The organism is Chryseobacterium elymi, from assembly GCF_003385495.1.
Classification (GTDB): Bacteria; Bacteroidota; Bacteroidia; order Flavobacteriales; family Weeksellaceae; genus Chryseobacterium; species Chryseobacterium elymi.
The window spans coordinates 518,079-537,607 of sequence record NZ_QNUH01000001.1; the positions used below are offsets into that span (position 1 = coordinate 518,079).

The 19,529-nt window shown below is 37.3% G+C and carries 24 protein-coding genes; 19 read left to right on the top strand and 5 right to left on the bottom strand.

Annotated elements, in window-relative coordinates:
* Positions 1 to 85: 85 nt before the first annotated feature.
* The 3 genes from DRF60_RS02295 to DRF60_RS02305 are packed head-to-tail and all read right to left on the bottom strand — an operon-like array spanning position 86 to position 1,904.
* On the bottom strand, positions 86 to 640 hold the full coding sequence (locus DRF60_RS02295; RefSeq protein WP_116010490.1) for a Maf family protein: 555 nt from the start codon (positions 638 to 640) through the stop codon (positions 86 to 88).
* 6 nt (positions 641 to 646) lie between these two features.
* On the bottom strand, positions 647 to 1,165 hold the full coding sequence (locus tag DRF60_RS02300; protein WP_116010491.1) for a KdsC family phosphatase: 519 nt from the start codon (positions 1,163 to 1,165) through the stop codon (positions 647 to 649).
* Positions 1,155 to 1,904: a Rossmann-like and DUF2520 domain-containing protein gene (locus DRF60_RS02305; RefSeq protein WP_116010492.1), complete on the bottom strand. Its 750-nt coding sequence runs from the start codon at positions 1,902 to 1,904 to the stop codon at positions 1,155 to 1,157. The genes DRF60_RS02300 and DRF60_RS02305 overlap by 11 nt, the downstream gene beginning before the upstream one ends.
* 190 nt (positions 1,905 to 2,094) lie before the next feature.
* Between DRF60_RS02305 and DRF60_RS02310 the strand changes: the two genes are divergently transcribed.
* From DRF60_RS02310 to lepA, 5 genes are all read left to right on the top strand, one after another.
* Positions 2,095 to 2,646 (top strand): RNA polymerase sigma factor, encoded by a 552-nt coding sequence (locus tag DRF60_RS02310; protein ID WP_034701130.1) that lies wholly within the window; start codon positions 2,095 to 2,097, stop codon positions 2,644 to 2,646.
* A gap of 18 nt (positions 2,647 to 2,664) precedes the next feature.
* Positions 2,665 to 3,198 (top strand): hypothetical protein, encoded by a 534-nt coding sequence (locus DRF60_RS02315; protein WP_116010493.1) that lies wholly within the window; start codon positions 2,665 to 2,667, stop codon positions 3,196 to 3,198.
* A 6-nt stretch (positions 3,199 to 3,204) separates the two neighbouring features.
* Entirely contained in the window at positions 3,205 to 3,720 is a 516-nt protein-coding gene (locus DRF60_RS02320) for a hypothetical protein (protein WP_116010494.1), read from the top strand.
* A gap of 99 nt (positions 3,721 to 3,819) precedes the next feature.
* Positions 3,820 to 4,845, top strand: coding sequence for a hypothetical protein (locus tag DRF60_RS02325; protein WP_116010495.1), 1,026 nt, complete (start codon positions 3,820 to 3,822; stop codon positions 4,843 to 4,845).
* A gap of 71 nt (positions 4,846 to 4,916) precedes the next feature.
* Positions 4,917 to 6,713, top strand: a complete 1,797-nt coding sequence (gene lepA / locus DRF60_RS02330) for a translation elongation factor 4 (protein ID WP_116010496.1) — start codon at positions 4,917 to 4,919, stop codon at positions 6,711 to 6,713.
* A 39-nt stretch (positions 6,714 to 6,752) separates the two neighbouring features.
* Here lepA and DRF60_RS02335 read toward each other — a convergent pair whose 3' ends face one another.
* Positions 6,753 to 6,962 (bottom strand): hypothetical protein, encoded by a 210-nt coding sequence (locus DRF60_RS02335; RefSeq protein ID WP_123902617.1) that lies wholly within the window; start codon positions 6,960 to 6,962, stop codon positions 6,753 to 6,755.
* Between the two features lie 96 nt (positions 6,963 to 7,058).
* Complete coding sequence (locus DRF60_RS02340) at positions 7,059 to 7,691, bottom strand: DUF1579 domain-containing protein (protein ID WP_116010498.1); 633 nt, start codon at positions 7,689 to 7,691, stop codon at positions 7,059 to 7,061.
* A 139-nt stretch (positions 7,692 to 7,830) separates the two neighbouring features.
* Between DRF60_RS02340 and DRF60_RS02345 the strand changes: the two genes are divergently transcribed.
* The 14 genes from DRF60_RS02345 to DRF60_RS02415 all read left to right on the top strand — a co-directional run bounded on the left by DRF60_RS02345 (position 7,831) and on the right by DRF60_RS02415 (position 19,305).
* Positions 7,831 to 8,508, top strand: coding sequence for an NUDIX hydrolase (locus tag DRF60_RS02345; RefSeq protein ID WP_116010545.1), 678 nt, complete (start codon positions 7,831 to 7,833; stop codon positions 8,506 to 8,508).
* Positions 8,509 to 8,771: 263 nt separating this feature from the next.
* On the top strand, positions 8,772 to 9,314 hold the full coding sequence (locus tag DRF60_RS02350) for an NADAR family protein (RefSeq protein ID WP_116010499.1): 543 nt from the start codon (positions 8,772 to 8,774) through the stop codon (positions 9,312 to 9,314).
* A 28-nt stretch (positions 9,315 to 9,342) separates the two neighbouring features.
* Positions 9,343 to 9,891, top strand: coding sequence for a prolyl hydroxylase family protein (locus DRF60_RS02355; RefSeq protein ID WP_116010500.1), 549 nt, complete (start codon positions 9,343 to 9,345; stop codon positions 9,889 to 9,891).
* Between the two features lie 64 nt (positions 9,892 to 9,955).
* Entirely contained in the window at positions 9,956 to 10,291 is a 336-nt protein-coding gene (locus DRF60_RS02360) for a hypothetical protein (RefSeq protein WP_116010501.1), read from the top strand.
* A gap of 2 nt (positions 10,292 to 10,293) precedes the next feature.
* Positions 10,294 to 11,148, top strand: a complete 855-nt coding sequence (locus DRF60_RS02365) for a hypothetical protein (protein WP_116010502.1) — start codon at positions 10,294 to 10,296, stop codon at positions 11,146 to 11,148.
* Positions 11,149 to 11,151: 3 nt separating this feature from the next.
* The gene (locus DRF60_RS02370) at positions 11,152 to 12,222 is read left to right on the top strand and encodes an adenylosuccinate synthetase (RefSeq protein WP_116010503.1); all 1,071 of its coding nucleotides are present in this window, start codon (positions 11,152 to 11,154) and stop codon (positions 12,220 to 12,222) included.
* A 52-nt stretch (positions 12,223 to 12,274) separates the two neighbouring features.
* Positions 12,275 to 12,871, top strand: coding sequence for a DUF4291 domain-containing protein (locus DRF60_RS02375; RefSeq protein WP_116010504.1), 597 nt, complete (start codon positions 12,275 to 12,277; stop codon positions 12,869 to 12,871).
* 27 nt (positions 12,872 to 12,898) lie between these two features.
* Positions 12,899 to 13,810 carry an ADP-ribosylglycohydrolase family protein gene (locus DRF60_RS02380; RefSeq protein WP_116010505.1) on the top strand — a complete coding sequence of 304 codons (912 nt, stop codon included), beginning with the start codon at positions 12,899 to 12,901 and terminating at the stop codon, positions 13,808 to 13,810.
* Positions 13,800 to 14,306 (top strand): O-acetyl-ADP-ribose deacetylase, encoded by a 507-nt coding sequence (locus DRF60_RS02385; protein ID WP_116010506.1) that lies wholly within the window; start codon positions 13,800 to 13,802, stop codon positions 14,304 to 14,306. Before DRF60_RS02380 ends, DRF60_RS02385 begins: the two co-directional genes overlap by 11 nt.
* 4 nt (positions 14,307 to 14,310) lie before the next feature.
* Complete coding sequence (locus DRF60_RS02390) at positions 14,311 to 14,997, top strand: SIR2 family NAD-dependent protein deacylase (protein ID WP_116010507.1); 687 nt, start codon at positions 14,311 to 14,313, stop codon at positions 14,995 to 14,997.
* Complete coding sequence (locus DRF60_RS02395) at positions 14,997 to 15,962, top strand: ADP-ribosylglycohydrolase family protein (protein WP_116010508.1); 966 nt, start codon at positions 14,997 to 14,999, stop codon at positions 15,960 to 15,962. Before DRF60_RS02390 ends, DRF60_RS02395 begins: the two co-directional genes overlap by 1 nt.
* A 13-nt stretch (positions 15,963 to 15,975) precedes the next feature.
* Positions 15,976 to 16,518, top strand: a complete 543-nt coding sequence (locus tag DRF60_RS02400; protein ID WP_116010509.1) for an RNA 2'-phosphotransferase — start codon at positions 15,976 to 15,978, stop codon at positions 16,516 to 16,518.
* Positions 16,519 to 16,520: 2 nt separating this feature from the next.
* Positions 16,521 to 17,267 carry a metallophosphoesterase family protein gene (locus DRF60_RS02405; RefSeq protein ID WP_116010510.1) on the top strand — a complete coding sequence of 249 codons (747 nt, stop codon included), beginning with the start codon at positions 16,521 to 16,523 and terminating at the stop codon, positions 17,265 to 17,267.
* A 313-nt stretch (positions 17,268 to 17,580) separates the two neighbouring features.
* On the top strand, positions 17,581 to 19,305 hold the full coding sequence (locus DRF60_RS02415; protein WP_116010512.1) for a M14 family metallopeptidase: 1,725 nt from the start codon (positions 17,581 to 17,583) through the stop codon (positions 19,303 to 19,305).
* Positions 19,306 to 19,529: the final 224 nt, after the last annotated feature.

Genomic DNA, 19,529 nt, shown 5'->3' on the forward strand with positions numbered 1-19,529 from the left:
TATTCAATATAACTCTCTTATCTGCTTTTTATTATGAGCAGCTGGTGATTTTGTAAAAATAACAAAATTTTGTAATGAATAATATTTATATTTCTTTCAAAATTTTATAAACCAAATGAGTAGGAAGTCCCATGATCGTATAAAAGCTTCCATTCAGATTGCTGATCTTTGCCATGCCCAGCCATTCCTGGATACCATAGCTGCCCGCTTTGTCGAAAGGTTTGTAATTTTGAACGTAATATTCTATTTCATCATTTGTAATTTCATCAAGTTCTACATCCGCAACATCGGTTTCAGTCCATGTCTTATTAACGGATTTTATGGTAATTCCCGTATAAACCTGGTGAGTTTTTCCTGAAAGCAACCGCAGCATATGCTTTGCTTCATTCTCATCTTTGGGTTTTCCAAGAATCTGATTATCTATTGCGACTACAGTATCGGAAGTTAAAAGTACTTCATCGTCAATTAATTCTCTGAACGCTTCTGCTTTTAATTCTGACAGGTAAGCTGCTGCCTTTCCAATTTCAATATCTCCGGGAAGAATTTCCTCACAGTCTATTTTTACAACCTCAAAATCGAAACCTAAGCTTGAAAGCAGTTCTTTTCTTCTTGGTGACTGGGATGCTAAAAGTAATTTCATAAGTTTTTATACAGATTGCGTATTATCATCATGCCAGTTCCCCTGAACCTTCATGACCTGCTCTATTACATCACGTACTGCCCCGCTCCCTCCTTTTTTGGCAGAAATATAATCAGATATTCCCTTTACTTCAGGAACGGCATTCTCAGGACATGCTGCAATAGCAGAATTTTCCATAATGTGGATATCGGGAAGATCATCTCCCATGGTCAGGATCTCCTCATTTTTAAGATCGTATTTCTTTTTAAAATCTTCAAAGTCAACCATTTTATCGTGTGACTTTGGATAATAGTCCTCTATTCCAAGATAATTGATCCTGTGTTTTACCATTTCATCATTTCCGCCAGTAATGACTCCAATTAAATAATTGTTTTTTAATGCTTTAACTACCGCATAACCGTCCAGCACATTCATTACCCTGCACATATTTCCGCCCGGAAGCAGATAGACGCTTCCATCTGTAAAAACTCCGTCTACATCAAATACAAACGCCCTAATATCTTTTAATTTTTCTTTATAGCTCATACATTTTTTGAATAGAATGATTCATTGTTTTATAAATCTTAAGACTTTCGTCTTTTAACAGCTGTTCATGTAATTCCAGTATCTTCACATCATTTCTTACGGCGGGTCCGGTTTGGGCAGCTTTGGGCTCAATATCATGAATTTTCTTTACCGTTTCATCAATCAGAGGCAGAAAATAATTAAATGGAATTTCCTGTGAATCTGAAATTTCCTTTGCCTTCGCGAAAAGATGATTGACAAAATTACAGGCAAAAACTGCAGTAAGGTGGATATATTTTCTTTTTTCGTGGCTGCTTTCCATCACATTCTCTGAAATTTTGGAAGCAATTTCAAAAAGAAACTGTTGATCCTGTTCATTTTCAGTTTCAATAAAGAACGGAATTTTTCCGTAATCCAGCTCTTTCGATTTTGAAAACGTCTGCAAAGGATAGAAACTCGCCTTCCTGTACTCTCCTTTCAGAATTTCTTTGGGAAGAGATCCTGAAGTATGCGCAACCAGACAATCTTTTTTAGTAATAATTTGAGAAACATTTTCTACGGAATTATCGCTTACACAGATGATATACAGGTCTGCATCTTGAAGGTGCTCAGTAGAATAAGGAACGTTCAGCTCCTCAGAAATTTTCTTCAGCTCTTCGCTGTTCCTTCCAAAAACCTGCATTAATGGAATATTTTTCAGGTTAAAAGCCTTTGCCATGTGATAAGCCACATTTCCGGAACCTATAATTACAGTTTGCATCTAACAAAGATAAGATTTTAAAGGAAGACGGAAGCAGAGCTCTGGAAGTTTATAATGCAATATGCGTGTTGCCTATTGTGTAAGGCTTGTGGTGTAATGCTCTGATATTATTTTAAATATTTGGACCGAAAATTGAATAAGTAATTTAACTTTCGGCTATTTTTGTAATCCAAAACAGTGAAAGCATCTTATGAAGATTAAGGACGCGGAAATTATTTCGTTGATGCAGAATCCACGGACCCAGGAAAAAGGCGTCCGTGCCTTGATGGATGCTTATCAAAGCAGATTGTACTGGCACATCAGAAGAATTATTGTGGATGGAGATCTTGCCCAGGATACACTGCAGGAGACTTTTATTAAAGCCTACCAGAATTTTCACCAGTTTAAAAATGACAGCCAGCTGTATACCTGGCTTTATAGAATTGCCACGAATGAAGCATTACAACAGGTCAACAAGTTGAAGAAAATGCAGAAAACGGATGAGGATCCTGAATATTACATGCAGAACCTGGTGGCCGACAATACGGAAGGAGATGCGGAAGAAATACAGCTCCTGCTCCAGAACGCCATACAAAGCCTGCCCGAAAAGCAGAAACTGGTATTTATGATGCGGTATTATGATGATTTACCCTATGAAGAGATATCTAAAATTGTGGATATGTCTGTAGGGACTTTAAAGACCAATTATCATTATGCCAAGCAAAAAATAGAAGAGTATATTAAAGAAAATTACGAGAGATAATTTTTTGAACAAACAAAGATGAAAGAGTTCGACATAGAAAAACTAGAACGTAAGAATATCTACAAAGTTCCGGATCATTTATTTGAAAATATCCAGAATAATGTAATGAGCGAAGTGAAAGCGAATAAAAAAGCACCGGTTTTCAAATTGAACTGGATGTATGCAGCTGCGGCATCGCTGGCTTTAATATTCGGGGCAACATATGTTTTTAACTCTGACAATGATTCGGCGGGAGATGTGTTGAATTCAAAAATATTGGCAGCCAATAATCAGGGGCCAAAAACAGAAAGTGAACGCGCTTATGAAACTCTGAGATCAGATTTAACTTCTATTGAGAATAATAATCAAACAGTTAGTAATCAGGGTGCTAAAACTATTTCATATACTCCTAAAAAGGATATTGAAAACAGAACGGCCTCACAGCCTGTAAAAGCTGCGACTAAAAAAGAAGAAATTAAAATGAATGAATATCTGGATTCGTTTTCAAACTCTGAAATATCAGAGCTGGCAAGCAATTCAACTCAGGACGTTTATTTAGATTTATATAATTAAAGAAAAATGAAAAAGATATTATTTACACTTTTTATTATTTATGGTTTTGGCCTGAATGCCCAGAGTTCAGATTATGACTGGAAAAAAATGAACCCTAAACAAAGAAAAGAGGTAATAAACAATCTTTCTCCTGAAGAGAGAAAAGAACTCCTTAAGAAGTTTAGGAATAATATGGTGTTGGAAAATCTTGAAATTGACGCCAGTGATAAAACAGAATTTACTCAGCTTTACAATGAGTATTTAGATAATCAGAAGCAGATAAAAAGCCAGTTTAATCCTGATTTCAACCCGGAAACATTATCTGATGATGAGGCCAAAGCAAAGCTTCAGCAGAGTTTCGAAGTAGGGCAGAAGTTACTGGATAACAGAAAGAAATACGCTGACAAGATGCAGCAGGTGATTCCTTGCCAAAAAGTATTGAAACTGTTTCAGTCTGAGGGAATGATGAGAGATAAAATGAATGAGAGAAAGCCTCACACCGGACGTAATAATAGCATGGCAAAGCCTAAACAAAACCCATAATAGTTTATTTTTTTAATGTTGGACGGCTCTCACAAATTTTTTTTGTGAGAGCCGTTTAGTGTTTACGAATTACTATTTTTGAGCAAAAAATACATTTTAATGAAAAAAATCTTCTTCTTCTTATCACTTTCTGTGATTTTATCAGCTCAAAAAACTGAAATTATTGAGCTTAATCAGAATATTAAAGATAAAAAAGGACTTACCAGATCATTGACCCTTGTAGATAACCGGACTGATAAAACGATTGGAACCATTATCGGTAAAAAAGAAACAGCAGAAATTAAGTTTGATACTGAAGATCTGAAAAGTCACTTCGAAAACTGGTTTTCACAGGACAATAAAGTAAAAGGAAATAATGATATTACTTTAATTCTGGAAGAGCTAAAATTTTATAATGAACATGACCCGGGACAAAAAGACGCCTTTGGAAAAGCTAAGATTAAGATATCAAGCTTTCTAAAAAGAAATGATAAATATTATTTTATCACCCGCTTTGAGAATGTAATCGTTTCAGATCCGGAAAAGACAGGGAATATGTCTAAGTTTTTGGCCCAGCAAATCTCCGAAGTGTTCTCAGAATTCATCAAAGGCTCATATTCCAATACTGTTTTAGGGGTAATGATTCCTGAAAATGAGTTAATCAATTACAGCGCTTATCTCAATAAAAATTATAAAGCTTTTAACGAATTTCAATTGGTAGATGGTGTTTATAAAAATTTTAAAAGTTTCTATGACCAAAAGCCGGAGCCAGGTTATTCTATCGTTAAAAATAAAAAAGGAAGACTGGTGAACGTGAAGGATAAAGATTTTTCAGTTCCGCTGAGTGAGGTTTTCTGTTATGTAGATTCCGGAAAAGCATACCGGGGAATACCTTCAGGATTTGTAGAAATTGTCAAAGGAAATAAGGGCTTTTATATCATTTCATCAAGAGCGCAACTTTCCGTTCAAAAAATGACAGGAGGAATGATGGTCGGGGCACTTGCCGGAGGTGTAGTGGGAGCGATTGTTGGAGGAGTTCTTGATCCGGGAACATCTCATACAGCAGCAATCACCGGAGCAAAGACAAGGACATCTTCAAAGGTTTATATAGATTCTTTAACAGGCGCTTACATCTTTGAAAAATAAATTTCACTCCGTAAATTAAAGAGAGATAATGTCTCGCTTTTTTTTATCTTTGCAAATTACAACGTTCTTAAATGAAAAACATACGAAATTTTTGCATAATCGCCCATATCGACCACGGTAAAAGTACTTTGGCGGATAGACTATTGGAATATACCAATACTGTTACCCAAAGAGAATTACAGTCTCAAACGCTGGATGATATGGATTTGGAGAAAGAACGCGGGATTACCATCAAGTCTCACGCGATCCAGATGGATTATGAGTATAAAGGAGAAAAATATATCTTAAACCTTATTGATACCCCGGGACACGTAGACTTTTCTTACGAAGTTTCCCGCTCCATTGCTGCCTGCGAAGGTGCGCTTCTTATAGTAGATGCGGCACAGAGTATTCAGGCTCAGACCATCAGTAATCTTTATCTGGCATTAGAAAATGATTTGGAAATTATTCCAATTCTGAATAAAATAGATCTTCCCTCTGCAAACCCTGAGGAAGTTACCGACGAAATTATGGGTCTTTTAGGCTGTAAATATGAAGATGTCCTTAGAGTTTCAGGAAAAACAGGTGAGGGCGTTCATGATTTGCTTGAGCAGATTGTGAATAGAATTCCACCTCCGGTTGGAGATCCGAACGCTCCGTTACAGGCATTAATCTTTGATTCTGTTTACAACCCGTTCAGAGGGATTGAAGCGTATTTCAAAGTGGTAAACGGAAGTATTTCTAAAAATGAGAAAATCAAATTTTTCGCGACAGGAAAAGAATATGGTGCTGATGAAGTAGGAACTTTGAAACTAAAGCAGGTTCCGAAAAAAACAATTGAATGTGGTGACGTAGGCTACATTATTTCCGGGATTAAAGATGCAAGAGAAGTAAAAGTAGGAGATACCATTACCTCTTTTGTGAATCCTGCCGCTGCTGCCATTGATGGTTTTGAAGAAGTAAAGCCAATGGTTTTTGCCGGAATTTATCCTATTGAATCTGAAGATTTTGAAGAATTAAGATTTTCACTTGAAAAATTAAGACTGAATGACGCTTCTCTGGTTTTCGAACCGGAAAGTTCTGCAGCACTTGGTTTTGGTTTCCGTTGCGGATTCTTAGGAATGCTTCACATGGAAATCGTTCAGGAACGTCTTGAGAGAGAATTTGATATGAACGTAATTACTACGGTTCCCAACGTTTCATATCACGGATATTCTAAAAAAGACCCCGAAACCCCAATTCTAATCAACAACCCGTCTGAAATGATTGATCCCAATCTTTTAGATAGAGTTGAAGAACCATATATAAAAGCATCCATCATTACTAAATCTGATTTTGTGGGTGCTGTGATGACGCTTTGTATTGAAAAAAGAGGAGAGATTGTTAACCAAAGTTATTTAACGGCAGACAGGGTAGAATTAACATTCAATATGCCTTTGGCAGAAGTTGTTTTCGACTTTTATGACCGTCTGAAATCTATTTCCAAAGGATACGCGTCATTCGATTATTCTCCAATCGGTATGCGTTCTTCTAAATTGGTTAAAATGGATATTCTGATCAATGGTGATATGGTAGATGCCCTTTCTTCACTGATTCACGACAGTAATGCTTATTACATTGGTAAAAAAATGTGTGAAAAGCTTCGTGAACTTATTCCTAGACAACAGTTTGATATTGCAGTTCAGGCAGCGCTGGGAGCAAAAGTTATTGCCAGGGAAACCATTAAAGCATTAAGAAAAGACGTTACCGCAAAATGTTACGGAGGAGATATTTCCAGAAAACGTAAGCTTCTTGAAAAACAGAAGGAAGGTAAGAAGAAAATGAAGCAGATTGGTAGAGTAGAAGTACCACAATCAGCATTCATGGCTGTATTGAAACTAAACGATTAATATAAAAAGACCGGTAAAAATTACCGGTCTTTTATTTTTTTAGAAATTTCGCTGTTTTTCGGCAAGGTTAGCCTGTATCACCAAAGCTCCGAGGCCAAGAATGACTTCAGCAATTCCCAAAGTTCTTACAAGATTGATCCCGCATACGAGACACTCAGGTTCCGGGAAAGGTTTTTTCCCTACAACAATGATCAAAACTCCTCCTATGATAATAATGACCACGATAAAGGCTCTTAATAATGTTTTCATGATGGTATAAATTTTTATTTTCATACCAAAGTTGAGCATATTTGTCATGAAATTTATAAGGAAAATCACTGTTTCACTGCGGTGATTTCACTTGTTTTATTTCTTTTTGGTGAATTTTATTTCCATGGTTTTATATTCTTTCCCTGTCTTAGAATCAGGACCATACATTTCCATGGTGTGATTGTTGGCATCCGTAAATGTGTAAACCTCTCTGAAATCACAATCTTGTCCAGGTCTTGCCGGATCAGTCATTGTACCTTTAAGTTCAATAGATTTTTTAGAAGGATTCCAGTCTCCTTCAGCATGCATGATTCCCGTTCCCATGTTATCGATCCAGGTACTTACAAACTTTTTCTTAGTGTTATCGTAGCCCATAATACTCATACCTTCAAATGGCATTCCCATAAAGTTTCCTTTAAAAGTGCTGTGCTGATATCTGCCACCGAAGATCATTTTATTGGTACATTCGGATTGGCTGGTGACAGGCTGTGCACCATTTTCCATCCAGCTTGTTGTTGCTCCGGTCCAGTTTCCATCATATAATGCCAATGTTTTGTGCATTTCACCAGGAGTGGCATATTCCATCCAGGCTTTGGTTGCAGTAGCAGAATCTACAGGTTTCCATGTTGTGGAGTCTGTTTTTGTTACATCCTTTTCTGTTGTGGATTTACTTTTCTCACAAGCAGTGAAAAACAAAGCAATTGAGAACACTAACATTAGATTTTTCATAATTATTTAATTTTAAGTGGGTTAATGGAAAATAAAGTTAGTGAATTTTATTATGTGCTCAATTCTTTTTTTGATTCAATTATAAACCTTATTTTTGTGTATTCATAACGCAAACTAGATTATGGGATCTCCAAAAAAAATTCAGGATATTAAAGTGGCTGTTGATGCCGTTATTTTCGGATACTTTGATAAGCAGGATCTTCAGCTTCTCCTGATCAAAAGAAAGATTGATCCTTTTAAGGGTGGCTGGGCACTTCCCGGAGGTCTTGTTCTGGACGATGAAAACCTGGATGATGCAGTGAAAAGAGAACTGCATGAAGAGGCCGGTATAAAGCCCGATTTTCTGGAGCAACTCTATACTTTTGGTAATGTTGGCCGTGATCCGAGAAACAGAGTGGTTTCTGTGGCTTATTTAGGCCTTGTGAATCCTTCTTATCATGAACTCTTTGCAGATTCTGATGCTGAAGACGCCCAATGGTTCAGTGTGAATAAACTTCCGTCGCTTGCTTTCGATCATAAATCTATCATAGATACTGCATTAAAAAGGTTGCGTACCAAGCTCCAGTATCAGCCTATTGGTTTCAATCTTCTTAATGAAGAATTTCCCTTTTCCGATCTTGAAAATCTGTACAGAACCATTGTTGGACGTGAAATAGACCGCAGGAATTTCCGTAAAAAAATCATGAGCTACGGCTTACTGAATGAAACTGATAACGTTAAAAAAGAAGGCAGCGGCAGACCCGGTAAACTTTTTACTTTCAACAAGGAGAAATATGAAGAACTTGAAAAAGAAGGCTTCTATTTTGAGATCAAATAACTTACCCTTCCATACATATCCCTATATAAATTTACATCATAAATCTCTTTTTTCTTGATTAAATAAATTAGACTAATATTTTAGTTTAATGTGTGTTTGTGCTATTCGTGAAATATTAGTGTCATTCGTGTTTCAAATCTAATTTGAAATATTTAATTTTTTTACCTGATAATCAGTATATTAAATATTTAGTGTTAAAATAACGCAAATATATTTTGGTGTATAATGAGATTGTTTTACATTTGTGTAATAATAACGCAATCATGAAATACACCTTACAAAATAATATTGAAAGATTTCAGAAAAAAGAAAGACTTGAATTTCTTTTCTTCTGGGGGCATACGGTAAAAGATGAGATCACAAAGTCTTGTTTCAGTCAATGGTTTCCTATTCAATTTGAAGAAAATGGAATACTCTATAAAACCGCGGAGCACTATATGATGGCCGGAAAGGCAAAGTTATTTGATGATCAGGAGATTTTAGAAAAGATTTTAAGATCTGAAACACCTAACCAGGTCAAAAGCCTAGGAAGAAAAGTCAAAAATTTTGACCCGAAGCTTTGGGACGGGCATAAATATGAAATAGTAAAAAGAGCTAATCTTTTGAAATTTTCCCAAAATTCAAAATTTAAAGATTTCTTATTATCAACTGATGATAAGATTCTGGTAGAGGCAAGTCCTTATGACAGGATCTGGGGAATTGGAATGCTGGAAACTGATCCCAGAGCTAAGAATCCGCTTCTTTGGGATGGAGAAAACCTGCTGGGTTTTGCTTTGATGGAAGTAAGAGACAAGTTAAGAAAATAAACATAATCACTAAACACAAAATAATATCATGAAAAAGACAGAACTTCACCCACAGATATTTCTGATCGAAGATTTCCTGACTTCCAATGACTGTGATGAATATATTGCGATGGCACAGGGAAAAGTATTTGAAGAAGCGAAGATCAATATGAATGGACGCCAGATGATGAGTAAAGGCATCAGGAATAACGACCGGCTGATGATTTTTGATAACGATTTGGCAGAAGATCTTTTCAGAAAAGCAGCAGAATTTCTTCCTCAAGAACATGAAAATTATAAACTTCAAAATTTTAATGAAATGATCAGAGTTTATAAGTATTCTCCTGGACAAAGATTCAAAATGCATCGGGACGGAAGTTACATCCGTAATGAAAATGAAAAAAGCTTTTACACTTTTTTGATCTATCTGAATGATAACTTTGAAGGCGGAGAAACAGAGTTTGAGAATTTATTCACAGTCGCCCCAAAGAAAGGAACTGCACTGTTTTTTTACCATCCTTTGAGACACGAAGGAAAAACGCTCATCAGCGGTCAGAAATATGTTTTAAGAACCGATGTAATGTATTCCAATAAGTAATCATTTGCAAAGGAATATGTATTACTATGTTTTTTCAAATTAGCGTAAAAATAACACAAACAAAATGAAAGACGAACTAAAACCGAGATTCATCAAGTCATTACAGAGAAACAATGACCAGATCAGAGAAGACCGTGCACGCACCATCGGAGCAGATTCCGAATTGATCTACAGGCGCAGGGTAGAAGACATTGAACTGAAAATAAAACGGTTGGAGCGCGAGCAGGAAGGGCTCATCGATATCAGTCCTTTAGACAGGAACAGCCTCACATTTGCAGACTTTCAGCCGGAAGCATTTGTTCAGAAAGATTTAGAATATTCATTAACAATCAGAAATTTAAATATTCAGTTAGAAGTTGCAGTAAAGAGATTCGAATATTTATTTGGCAAAACATTTTAATTATGGGAGGTACAAGATACGACATGGATGCTCGTTTCGACAGAGCAAGAAAAGCAGGTTACGGATCTAAATCCGCTGGTGAAATTTTCACACAGAACGCCAAAAGAATGGCACATGAATCTATGAATCCCAAAGGAGTTTCTTTCAGAGAATCCCGGGATTCCGAAATACACCCTAATTCTGTTCCTATCATTTTGGGATTGGATGTCACCGGAAGCATGGGGCATATTCCCCACGAACTCATTAAAGAAGGACTTCCAAAATTAATGGGTGGGATTATCCAGGGAGGCGTTCCTGATCCGGCACTGTTGTTTTTAGGAATAGGAGATCATGAATATGATAATTACCCTTTACAGGTCGGACAGTTTGAATCTGGAGATGCAGAACTGGATATGTGGCTTACCCGTACTTATATTGAATCCGGTGGTGGCGGAAATGCAGGAGAAAGTTATCTGTTGGCGTGGTACTTTGCCGCTTTCCATACGAGAACCGATGCGTTTGAGAAGAGAAAACAGAAAGGGATTTTGTTTACGGTAGGTGATGAGCCTTGCTTAAAAACGCTTCCGGCATCAGCAATCAGGGAAATTATGGGGACAGGGCAGCAGACTTATATGCATCACGAATTACTGGAAGAAGCGAAAAAGAGATATGAAGTATATCACATCAATGTTTTGCATCCCGATCAGGCCATGAGAGTGGATAGAAGCTGGAAAGAATTATTAGGACAGAACTGTTTATCAATAGCTGATCACAGAGAAATTCCAAATGTCATAAAAGGAGTGATCTGTAACAGGTTTAAAAATGAAACGTTCAGATCAGCAGAAGGAGAAGGATTGGATCATATTCAAATGTTTTAAGTCATGAAAAAGGCACAAATAGTAATAGGTCTGGGTTTTGGTGATGAAGGAAAGGGAATCACTACTGATTTTCTGGCACAGCAAAATCCTGAGTCTGTGGTCATCAGGTTTTCCGGAGGGCAGCAGGCAGCGCATACGGTAATGATTGATGGTAAAAAGCATATTCATTCCAGTTTTGCGAGCGGAGCGCTGCGTGGGCTGCCGTCTTATTTTACGGAGCACTGCACCATTCATCCTGTATTTTTATTCAATGAACGAAAGGAATTAATGGAGAAAAGCGGAAATACAGAACTCCATATTCATCCGCTGGCGAAAGTCACCACTCCGTTTGATGTCTGGCAAAACAGGACCAATGCAATAAATCTCGAACACGGAACCTGTGGAAAAGGCATCGGAGCAACGATGAAAAGGCATGAAAGTCCTTATAAACTATTTGCGGCCGATTTAATAGCTCCAAGATCAATGTTGATCGAAAAATTAAAAGGAATAGCCTATTACTACGGTTTTATGGAGGAAGATCAACTTGAAGAAGCTATGCATGATTTTTTAAACGCGGTAGACGAAATCGATTGGAAAATAGATGATTATACCTATTTGAATTCCTTTGAAACTCTCATTTTTGAAGGCAGTCAGGGAATTCTGCTGGATATGGATCATGGAGTATTTCCCAACGTAACCTATGCCCATACCACTTCAAAAAATGCTTACGAGATTTGTCAAATTTTGAAAATAGAGGATATTGAAATGTTTTATGTGACGAGAAGTTATTCAACCCGTCACGGAAACGGTTGGATGTGCAATGAAAGGGAATTGGCACTGAGAAATAATGAAGAGGAAACATGTGTTTTCAATGATTATCAGAAAGAGCTTCGATTTGGAGATTTAGACTATGATTTGTTGAATTATGCACTTCTTTTGGATAAAGCCTATGTTGCAGCAACCAAAAAGAACCTGATTGTGACGTGTCTTGATCAGATTGATGAACAAATTAAAACAGAAAATTTAAAAGTGAAATTTGATGAAGTCTACGGATCTCATTCTCCGTATTCAAAAGACTTTAAACAAATTTTTTAAACCAAATAATGTTTTTATTTTTAGTGATAAAAGCAGAACTGAATAGAATATAATGATGAAAGAGTTTGAAATAAGAGCAGATTATAACAGAGATACTATAGTGATATACCAGGCATATAACGAAACAATTGCAAAATCTGCCATAATGAATCAGAAGTTTTCTGCTCCTTTTTCATTCAACAGGATGACATGGATCAAGCCTTCCTTTCTGTGGATGATGGAAAGAAGCAATTACGGACAAAAATCCGGACAGGAATGTACTTTAGCCATCCATATTAAGAGAGAGGCCTGGGAAAAAGCATTGAGTAAAGCGGTTTTAACTTCTCCCGAAAAAAGGGTATATCCCAATCCCGGAATCTGGGAAAAAGACTTTGAAAATGCTGAGGTCTATGTGCAGTGGGATCCGGAAAGAAATATTAAAGGGAATAAATTGGAGTACCGTTCTATTCAGGTGGGAATCAGCCGGTATCTGATTGAAGAATTTAATGAAGAATGGATCGTTAAAATAGAAGATTATACGCCTTTGGTAAAAAAGATCTTAAATTTCACCAAATCCGGAGACTATGATAGAGCAAAAAAACTTTTACCCAATGAAAAAGTGTATCCATTGTCAACTGAGCTTGCTCTTACAATAGGGGCAAGTATTTAAAAAATAGTAATATTTTAAATTAAAAGAATGGCAAATAATCAACTCCTTTTTGCTTCGAAATCACTGACCGGAACTTGTATTGGTGATGCTTTTGGAGAACGCTTTTTCGGAGAAGAAAGATTGATGAAAAGATGTATTCATCAAAGAATTTTACCTGAAGGTTCTCTGGATTTTACAGATGATACTATTATGAGTATTGCTGTTTTTAGATCTTTGGAGAAGTTTGAAAAAGTTGATCAGGATTTTGTAGCGGGAGAGTTTGCAAAGAATTATTATCTTGATATTAACAGAGGATATGGGCCTTCAATGCATCAGTATTTCAGAGCGGTGAAAGATGGAGAGTCTTGGAAGGATGTATCTCATTCGAAATTTGAAGGACAAGGTTCCATGGGAAATGGAGGAGCAATGAGAGCGTGTACAATCGGAGCTTATTTTTATAATGATCTAGAAAGGCTTAAAAAGAATGCAGAGTTTTCGTGTGAAGTTACGCATACCAATAAGGAAGCAATAGAAGGAACAAAGGCAATTGCTTTGGCATCAGCCTTTGCGATTCAGGAAAAGCTTGGAATTATTAATTTGAATCAACAAGAATTTATTCATAATATTCAGAATGAGTTGGACGATTCGGATATGAAAAGTAAACTTAATAAGGCACTTTATTTAAGCGGAAATCCAAGTGTTGAGTTGCTGGTAAAAGTTTTAGGAAACGGAATAAAAATGACTGCACAAGATACCGTTCCGATTGTTATCTGGATGCTGTCCAGATACCGAAATAATTTCGAAGAATGTCTTTGGAATATGGTTTCGGTTTTAGGGGACAGAGATACAACATGTGCAATGGTAGGAGGAGTAAGCATTCTATGCAGTGATGAAAAAAATATTCCGGATTGGGTAGAAAATGTAGAAAATTGGAAACAAAGCAGATTTTATGAACATTGAAGTAATAAAAGCAGACATCACAAAAATTCACGCAGATGTTATCGTCAACGCTGCCAATTCATCACTACTCGGCGGCGGCGGAGTAGATGGGGCTATTCATCGTGCTGGTGGAAAGCAGATTCTTGAAGAATGCATCCAGATCAGGGACAGGCAAGGAAAATGCAAGACTGGAGAAGCCGTGGTAACATCAGCGGGAAATCTTCCGGCAAAATATGTCATTCATACCGTAGGGCCTGTCTGGAATGGAGGTGTCGAAAAGATGTCAAAACTTCTTTCAAATTGCTATAAAAACTCTTTACAGCTGGCAGAAAGCCTGGGTATAAAAACCATTGCTTTTCCAAATATCAGTACAGGAGTTTACAGGTTTCCAAAAGAATTGGCTGGAAAAATTGCTGTAGAAGCAGTACAGAATTTTCAGGCAGAGAATATTAAGAAAATTATTTTTGTATGCCTTGATGACGAAAATGAAATGATTTACAAAAAATTATTAGATTAAAACAATGAAAAAACTAACCATATTAAGCGGTGCGGGAATCAGCGCCGAAAGCGGAATAAAAACATTCAGAGATGGAGACGGCCTCTGGGAAAATCATAATATAACAGACGTAGCAAGTCCGGAAGGGTGGCGAAAAGACAGAGAATTGGTGCTGGAATTTTACAACCAGAGAAGAAGACAGCTTCATGAAGTTAAGCCCAACGAAGCCCATCACTTGTTGGCGGAGCTGGAAAAATATTTTAACGTTCAGATTATTACCCAAAATATAGACGATCTGCATGAAAGGGCTGGATCAACCAATATTCTTCACATTCATGGAGAATTGTTCAAGTCTTGCTCGTGTAATAACAAAAACCTAATCTACGAGCAGAAAGGAGATATCCGGATTGGTGATAAAGCAGAAGATGGGGCTCAATTAAGACCATTCATCGTGTGGTTTGGTGAAGATGTTCCTTTGTACAAGACTGCGCAGGAAAAGGTAAAAGAGGCCGATATTTTGGTCGTTATAGGAACCTCTCTGCAGGTGTATCCGGCAGCCGGATTGATCCATGAAATCAAAGATGACTGTCTGCTGGTAGTTATCAATCCTAATGAAACAGGATTCGGATACGGGCAAAGAGCCGTAGTGATTAAAGAATCCGCAACAAGAGGGATGCAGCTGCTGTTTGATAAATTGGTAAACCTTGCCTGATGGAAAATATGGTAAAAGCCGGAATCTTTGGAGTGTGCATCGGTGATGCGCTAGGAGTTCCGGTGGAATTCAGAAGCAGAGAGCAATTAAAACGCTCACCTGTTACAAAAATGAGAGCTTTAGGAACCCATCATCAGCCTGCTGGAACATGGAGTGATGACGGTTCATTAACTTTGTGTCTTGCGGACAGCCTTTGCAAAGGATATGATCTGGAAGATATGGCCCTCAATTTTTTGAAATGGTATAATGCAGAAATCTGGACACCTCATGGAAGGGTTTTTGACATTGGTATTGCAACCTCGCAAGCCATTCATAGAATTGGCAAAGGTATTTCCCCTACTTTATGTGGTGGAAATTCAGAGTTCGATAATGGAAACGGGTCTTTAATGAGGATCATCCCCTTATTATTTTATATCAAAGATTTCCCTATTGAGAAGCGTTTTGATATTACAAAAGAGGTTTCCTCTATCACACACGGTCATATCCGTTCTGCTTTGGCTTGTTTTATTTATTTGGAATTGGCTTTAGAAATTCTGAATGGAAAAGAAAAATGGGAAGCGTACAGAATAATGCAGGAAAAAGTTAGAAATTTTTTGGAACATAATCCTGTTTGTTCCCAAAATGAAATGGATAAATTCCACCGGATTTTAGAATTAAAAGTAGGAGAATATGATCTGGTCCCACTGTATACGTTGCAGGAAGAGGAAATAAGTTCTTCCGGCTATGTTCTTCACAGTCTAGAAGCTTCCCTTTGGTGTTTTCTCAACTCTGAAACTTATTCCGAAGCCGTATTAAAAGCTGTAAATTTAGGAGAAGATACAGACACCACAGGAGCTATCACAGGAGGACTTGCAGGGATTTACTATGGATTTGATAATATTCCGGAGGAATGGGTTGCTGAACTTGTAATAAAAGAAGATATTGAGGTTTTATGTGAAAAGCTTCAGAAAAAATTAATGCCATAAAAAAACTTACACTATGAATGAAATAGAAAACAAAAGGATAAGCAAGTTTCTAAGCCTTATTCTCAGACACCAGCCCGAGACCATTCAGCTGACACTGGATGAAAACGGGTGGGCAGATGTTGATGAACTCATTACAAAAGCTGCAAAAGGAAGAATGCATTTCACTTTTGAAGACCTGGAAGAAGTGGTGGAAACCAATAATAAAAAACGCTTTGCTTTTAATGAAGATAAAACCAGGATCAGGGCCAGCCAGGGACATTCCATTGATATAGATCTCGCCCTAAAATCATTACAGCCACCTGACTTTCTCTATCACGGAACAGCAGAAACCAATATTTCTTGCATTCTCGCAAAAGGAATAGAAAAAAGAAGCCGCCAGCATGTTCATCTAAGCGCAGATAAAGAAACAGCCACAAAAGTGGGAATGCGCCATGGAAAACCTGTGATTCTGACTATAAGAACGAATACCATGCATGAAGACGGAATAGCGTTTTATCTTTCGGCAAACGGAGTGTGGCTGACAGATTTTGTGGATGCCAAATATATTTCAAAGTAAAGATGAGCAGAACATTAGTAATAGGTGACATCCACGGAGGGTTTAAAGCATTGAAACAGGTGTTTGAAAGAGCGGAAGTTACAAAGGAAGATCGGCTTATTTTCCTGGGAGATTATGTTGACGGCTGGAGCGAATCTTCTCAGGTTATCCGTTTCCTCATGGAGTTTTCAGAAAAGCAGGAATGCATCTTCATTAAAGGAAATCACGATGCCTGGTGTGAGGAATGGATGTCCACCGGAGAAAGACAGGATGTATGGTTATTCAACGGAGGAAAAAGTACCGTCGAAAGTTATAATGACTACTCATTGGAAGATCTGGATTTACACCTGGAATTCTTTCAAAGAATGAAAAACTATCATGTAGATGATCAAAACCGGCTGTTTATTCATGCAGGTTATTCTTCTATGCATGGTCCTGAAAAAGAAGTCTATTCCAGCAATTACCGTTGGGACAGAACCTTGTGGGAAACGGCAGTCGCAATGGATAAGAAATTAGCGAAAAATTCAGAGCTTTATCCGAAGAGACTGCTTTTGTACAGTGAAATATTTATAGGTCATACACCGACACTAGATATAGGAATCAGTCATCCTGTCAACAAAGCCAACGTCTGGAATATGGATACCGGAGCAGCTTTCACGGGTTCCCTGTCAATCATGGATGTTAATACCAAAGAATTCTGGCAAAGCGATCCGCTTCCTACTTTATATCCGGATGAAAAAGGCAGAAATAACGATAGTGCAGGAAAGTAAACCTTATGAAAAAGCATCCTAAATTTTCAACATCCACCAACCTTATAGGTTTTTAAAACCTATAAGGTTTCTATTAATAACAGCGCCCCGGCTATTAATTTTTTTTTCTCCCGCAGATCACAAATCTTTTTCTGAAATAACGAATAACCAAACGAAAATCCTTGATTTTCTGGCATCTTAAAACAGCACTAAGATCAAAAGCCCTAGCGTCCTTGTGATAATCCAACATCACAAAACAGACATCAATAAATCCACAATTTCCCTTTCCCACCCAAATCATATTAAGTAATTTTGAAGTTCAAAAACTGCTTCAATGAAACTGAGATACCTCCTGATTTTCCTGACTACATCTTTGCTTTTCGCCCAAAATTCATTTCAAACCCCTTTTGAAAAAGGAAATAAAAACCAAACGGTTACTTATGATGAAATGAATAGCTATTATCAGAACCTGGCTAAAAGTTTCAATACCGTCCAATACCTTAAAAAAGGAGAGGACGATAACGGAAGGCTCATTTATGTGGTGATTTACAATCCCTTTTCCGAAAAAGATGTTGAAAAAATCAGAAAAGATAAAGCCATTATCTTTGTGAACAATGGAATTCACCCGGGCGAACCGGACGGAATAGATGCCACAATGATGCTTATAAGGGATCTCGCAACCAGGAAAGTAAAAGCACCACAGAATTTTATTATAGCAGCTATTTCCGCCTATAACGTCAGTGGAATGCTGAACAGGGGTTCCCATTCCAGGGCCAATCAGAACGGTCCGGAGCAGTATGGTTTCAGGGGAAATGCAAGAAACTATGACCTGAACAGGGATTTCATTAAAGCAGATTCAAAAAATGCCAGGAGTTTTCAGGAAATTTACCAGTGGCTGCAGCCTGATGTTTTTATAGATAACCATGTAAGTAATGGAGCTGATTATCAGTATACTTTTACCTATATTTCAACCTTCAAGGAACGTCTTGGAAACACCTTGGGAAATTACTTTTACAATGACTATCAGGCTAAAAACCTTGAGGATATGAAGAAACTGGGCTATGAAAGCACTCCTTATGTTAATATTCACGGAGATATTCCGGATGAGGGATTTGCTGCTTTTGAAGACTCTCCGAGATATTCTACAGGCTACACATCGCTCTTTAATTCGCTGGGAACAGTTCCTGAAACGCATATGCTGAAGCCTTATGATAAAAGAGTGGATGCGACATACAAATATATGCTCGTGAATCTTCAGAATTTAGACAAGAATTACAGGAAAATAAAACAGCTCCGTCTTGATAATTTGAAGCAGTACAAACCCGGAATGCAGTACGGAATCCGTTGGAAAATAGATTCAACCAGGTTTTCTACAATGGATTTCAAAGGCTACGAGGGAAGGTACAAACCAAGTGATATTTCCGGAAAGCCAAGACTCTATTACGATAGGAATAAACCTTTTACGAAGAAGATCAAACTCTTCATGACAGCCGTTCCTACGGGATATATCACCATTCCTAAATACTATGTAGTTCCACAATCCCAATACCGTGTGATCGAAGAGCTGAAAAGAAATAAAATCCTTATGACTGCTCTTAAAAAAGACAGCACGGCAATGGTTGAAGCTTATAAAATCAAAGACTTTAAAACGGTTAAAAATCCATACGAAGGACATTATCTTCATTTTGATACCAGTGTAGAAACTGCAAAAAGGAATTTGGTTTTTTCAACTGGGGATTATTTAATTCCAACAGATCAGCCTGGTGTAAAATATATCATTGAAACCCTTGAGCCTGAGGCTTTAGACTCATTTTTCAATTGGAATTTTTTTGATGGAATCCTTGCACAGAAAGAATATTATTCCGCCTATATTTTTGAAGACACAGCTTCAGAATTACTAAAGTCAGATAAAAAGCTGAAAGATGCTTTTGAGGCAAAAAAAACATCAGATAAAAAGTTTGCAGACGACGGAGCGGCCCAACTCGACTGGATTTACAGAAATTCTCCTTACTTCGAAGAAAAGACATTCAGACAATATCCGATTTATAGAATCTTATAGACTTTTATATTTTGACTTAAAAAACTGATAATCAGAATCTAATTTACAGGCTTTTCACGCCTGAATAAAGGGTGTTTTTCCTTATAACTTTAGCTCATATTCGGACGAAATTTGCTTTATAAAACCAATAAAAACTATAGTTATGGCAACTAAAAAGCATTTTTTCGTTTCACTGGAAGGAGTAGATCTTTCGGATGAGCAGCTGAAAAACATTGACAGAGGAA

Bases quoted from the DNA above. Each gene is read 5' to 3' on its own strand.
- DRF60_RS02295 (WP_116010490.1), bottom strand. From the start codon at position 640: ATGAAATTACTTTTAGCATCCCAGTCACCAAGAAGAAAAGAACTGCTT.
- DRF60_RS02300 (WP_116010491.1), bottom strand. From the start codon at position 1,165: ATGAGCTATAAAGAAAAATTAAAAGATATTAGGGCGTTTGTATTTGAT.
- DRF60_RS02305 (WP_116010492.1), bottom strand. From the start codon at position 1,904: ATGCAAACTGTAATTATAGGTTCCGGAAATGTGGCTTATCACATGGCA.
- DRF60_RS02310 (WP_034701130.1), top strand. From the start codon at position 2,095: ATGAAGATTAAGGACGCGGAAATTATTTCGTTGATGCAGAATCCACGG.
- DRF60_RS02315 (WP_116010493.1), top strand. From the start codon at position 2,665: ATGAAAGAGTTCGACATAGAAAAACTAGAACGTAAGAATATCTACAAA.
- DRF60_RS02320 (WP_116010494.1), top strand. From the start codon at position 3,205: ATGAAAAAGATATTATTTACACTTTTTATTATTTATGGTTTTGGCCTG.
- DRF60_RS02325 (WP_116010495.1), top strand. From the start codon at position 3,820: ATGAAAAAAATCTTCTTCTTCTTATCACTTTCTGTGATTTTATCAGCT.
- lepA (WP_116010496.1), top strand. From the start codon at position 4,917: ATGAAAAACATACGAAATTTTTGCATAATCGCCCATATCGACCACGGT.
- DRF60_RS02335 (WP_123902617.1), bottom strand. From the start codon at position 6,962: ATGAAAACATTATTAAGAGCCTTTATCGTGGTCATTATTATCATAGGA.
- DRF60_RS02340 (WP_116010498.1), bottom strand. From the start codon at position 7,691: ATGAAAAATCTAATGTTAGTGTTCTCAATTGCTTTGTTTTTCACTGCT.
- DRF60_RS02350 (WP_116010499.1), top strand. From the start codon at position 8,772: ATGAAATACACCTTACAAAATAATATTGAAAGATTTCAGAAAAAAGAA.
- DRF60_RS02355 (WP_116010500.1), top strand. From the start codon at position 9,343: ATGAAAAAGACAGAACTTCACCCACAGATATTTCTGATCGAAGATTTC.
- DRF60_RS02360 (WP_116010501.1), top strand. From the start codon at position 9,956: ATGAAAGACGAACTAAAACCGAGATTCATCAAGTCATTACAGAGAAAC.
- DRF60_RS02365 (WP_116010502.1), top strand. From the start codon at position 10,294: ATGGGAGGTACAAGATACGACATGGATGCTCGTTTCGACAGAGCAAGA.
- DRF60_RS02370 (WP_116010503.1), top strand. From the start codon at position 11,152: ATGAAAAAGGCACAAATAGTAATAGGTCTGGGTTTTGGTGATGAAGGA.
- DRF60_RS02375 (WP_116010504.1), top strand. From the start codon at position 12,275: ATGATGAAAGAGTTTGAAATAAGAGCAGATTATAACAGAGATACTATA.
- DRF60_RS02380 (WP_116010505.1), top strand. From the start codon at position 12,899: ATGGCAAATAATCAACTCCTTTTTGCTTCGAAATCACTGACCGGAACT.
- DRF60_RS02385 (WP_116010506.1), top strand. From the start codon at position 13,800: ATGAACATTGAAGTAATAAAAGCAGACATCACAAAAATTCACGCAGAT.
- DRF60_RS02390 (WP_116010507.1), top strand. From the start codon at position 14,311: ATGAAAAAACTAACCATATTAAGCGGTGCGGGAATCAGCGCCGAAAGC.
- DRF60_RS02395 (WP_116010508.1), top strand. From the start codon at position 14,997: ATGGAAAATATGGTAAAAGCCGGAATCTTTGGAGTGTGCATCGGTGAT.
- DRF60_RS02400 (WP_116010509.1), top strand. From the start codon at position 15,976: ATGAATGAAATAGAAAACAAAAGGATAAGCAAGTTTCTAAGCCTTATT.
- DRF60_RS02405 (WP_116010510.1), top strand. From the start codon at position 16,521: ATGAGCAGAACATTAGTAATAGGTGACATCCACGGAGGGTTTAAAGCA.
- DRF60_RS02415 (WP_116010512.1), top strand. From the start codon at position 17,581: ATGAAACTGAGATACCTCCTGATTTTCCTGACTACATCTTTGCTTTTC.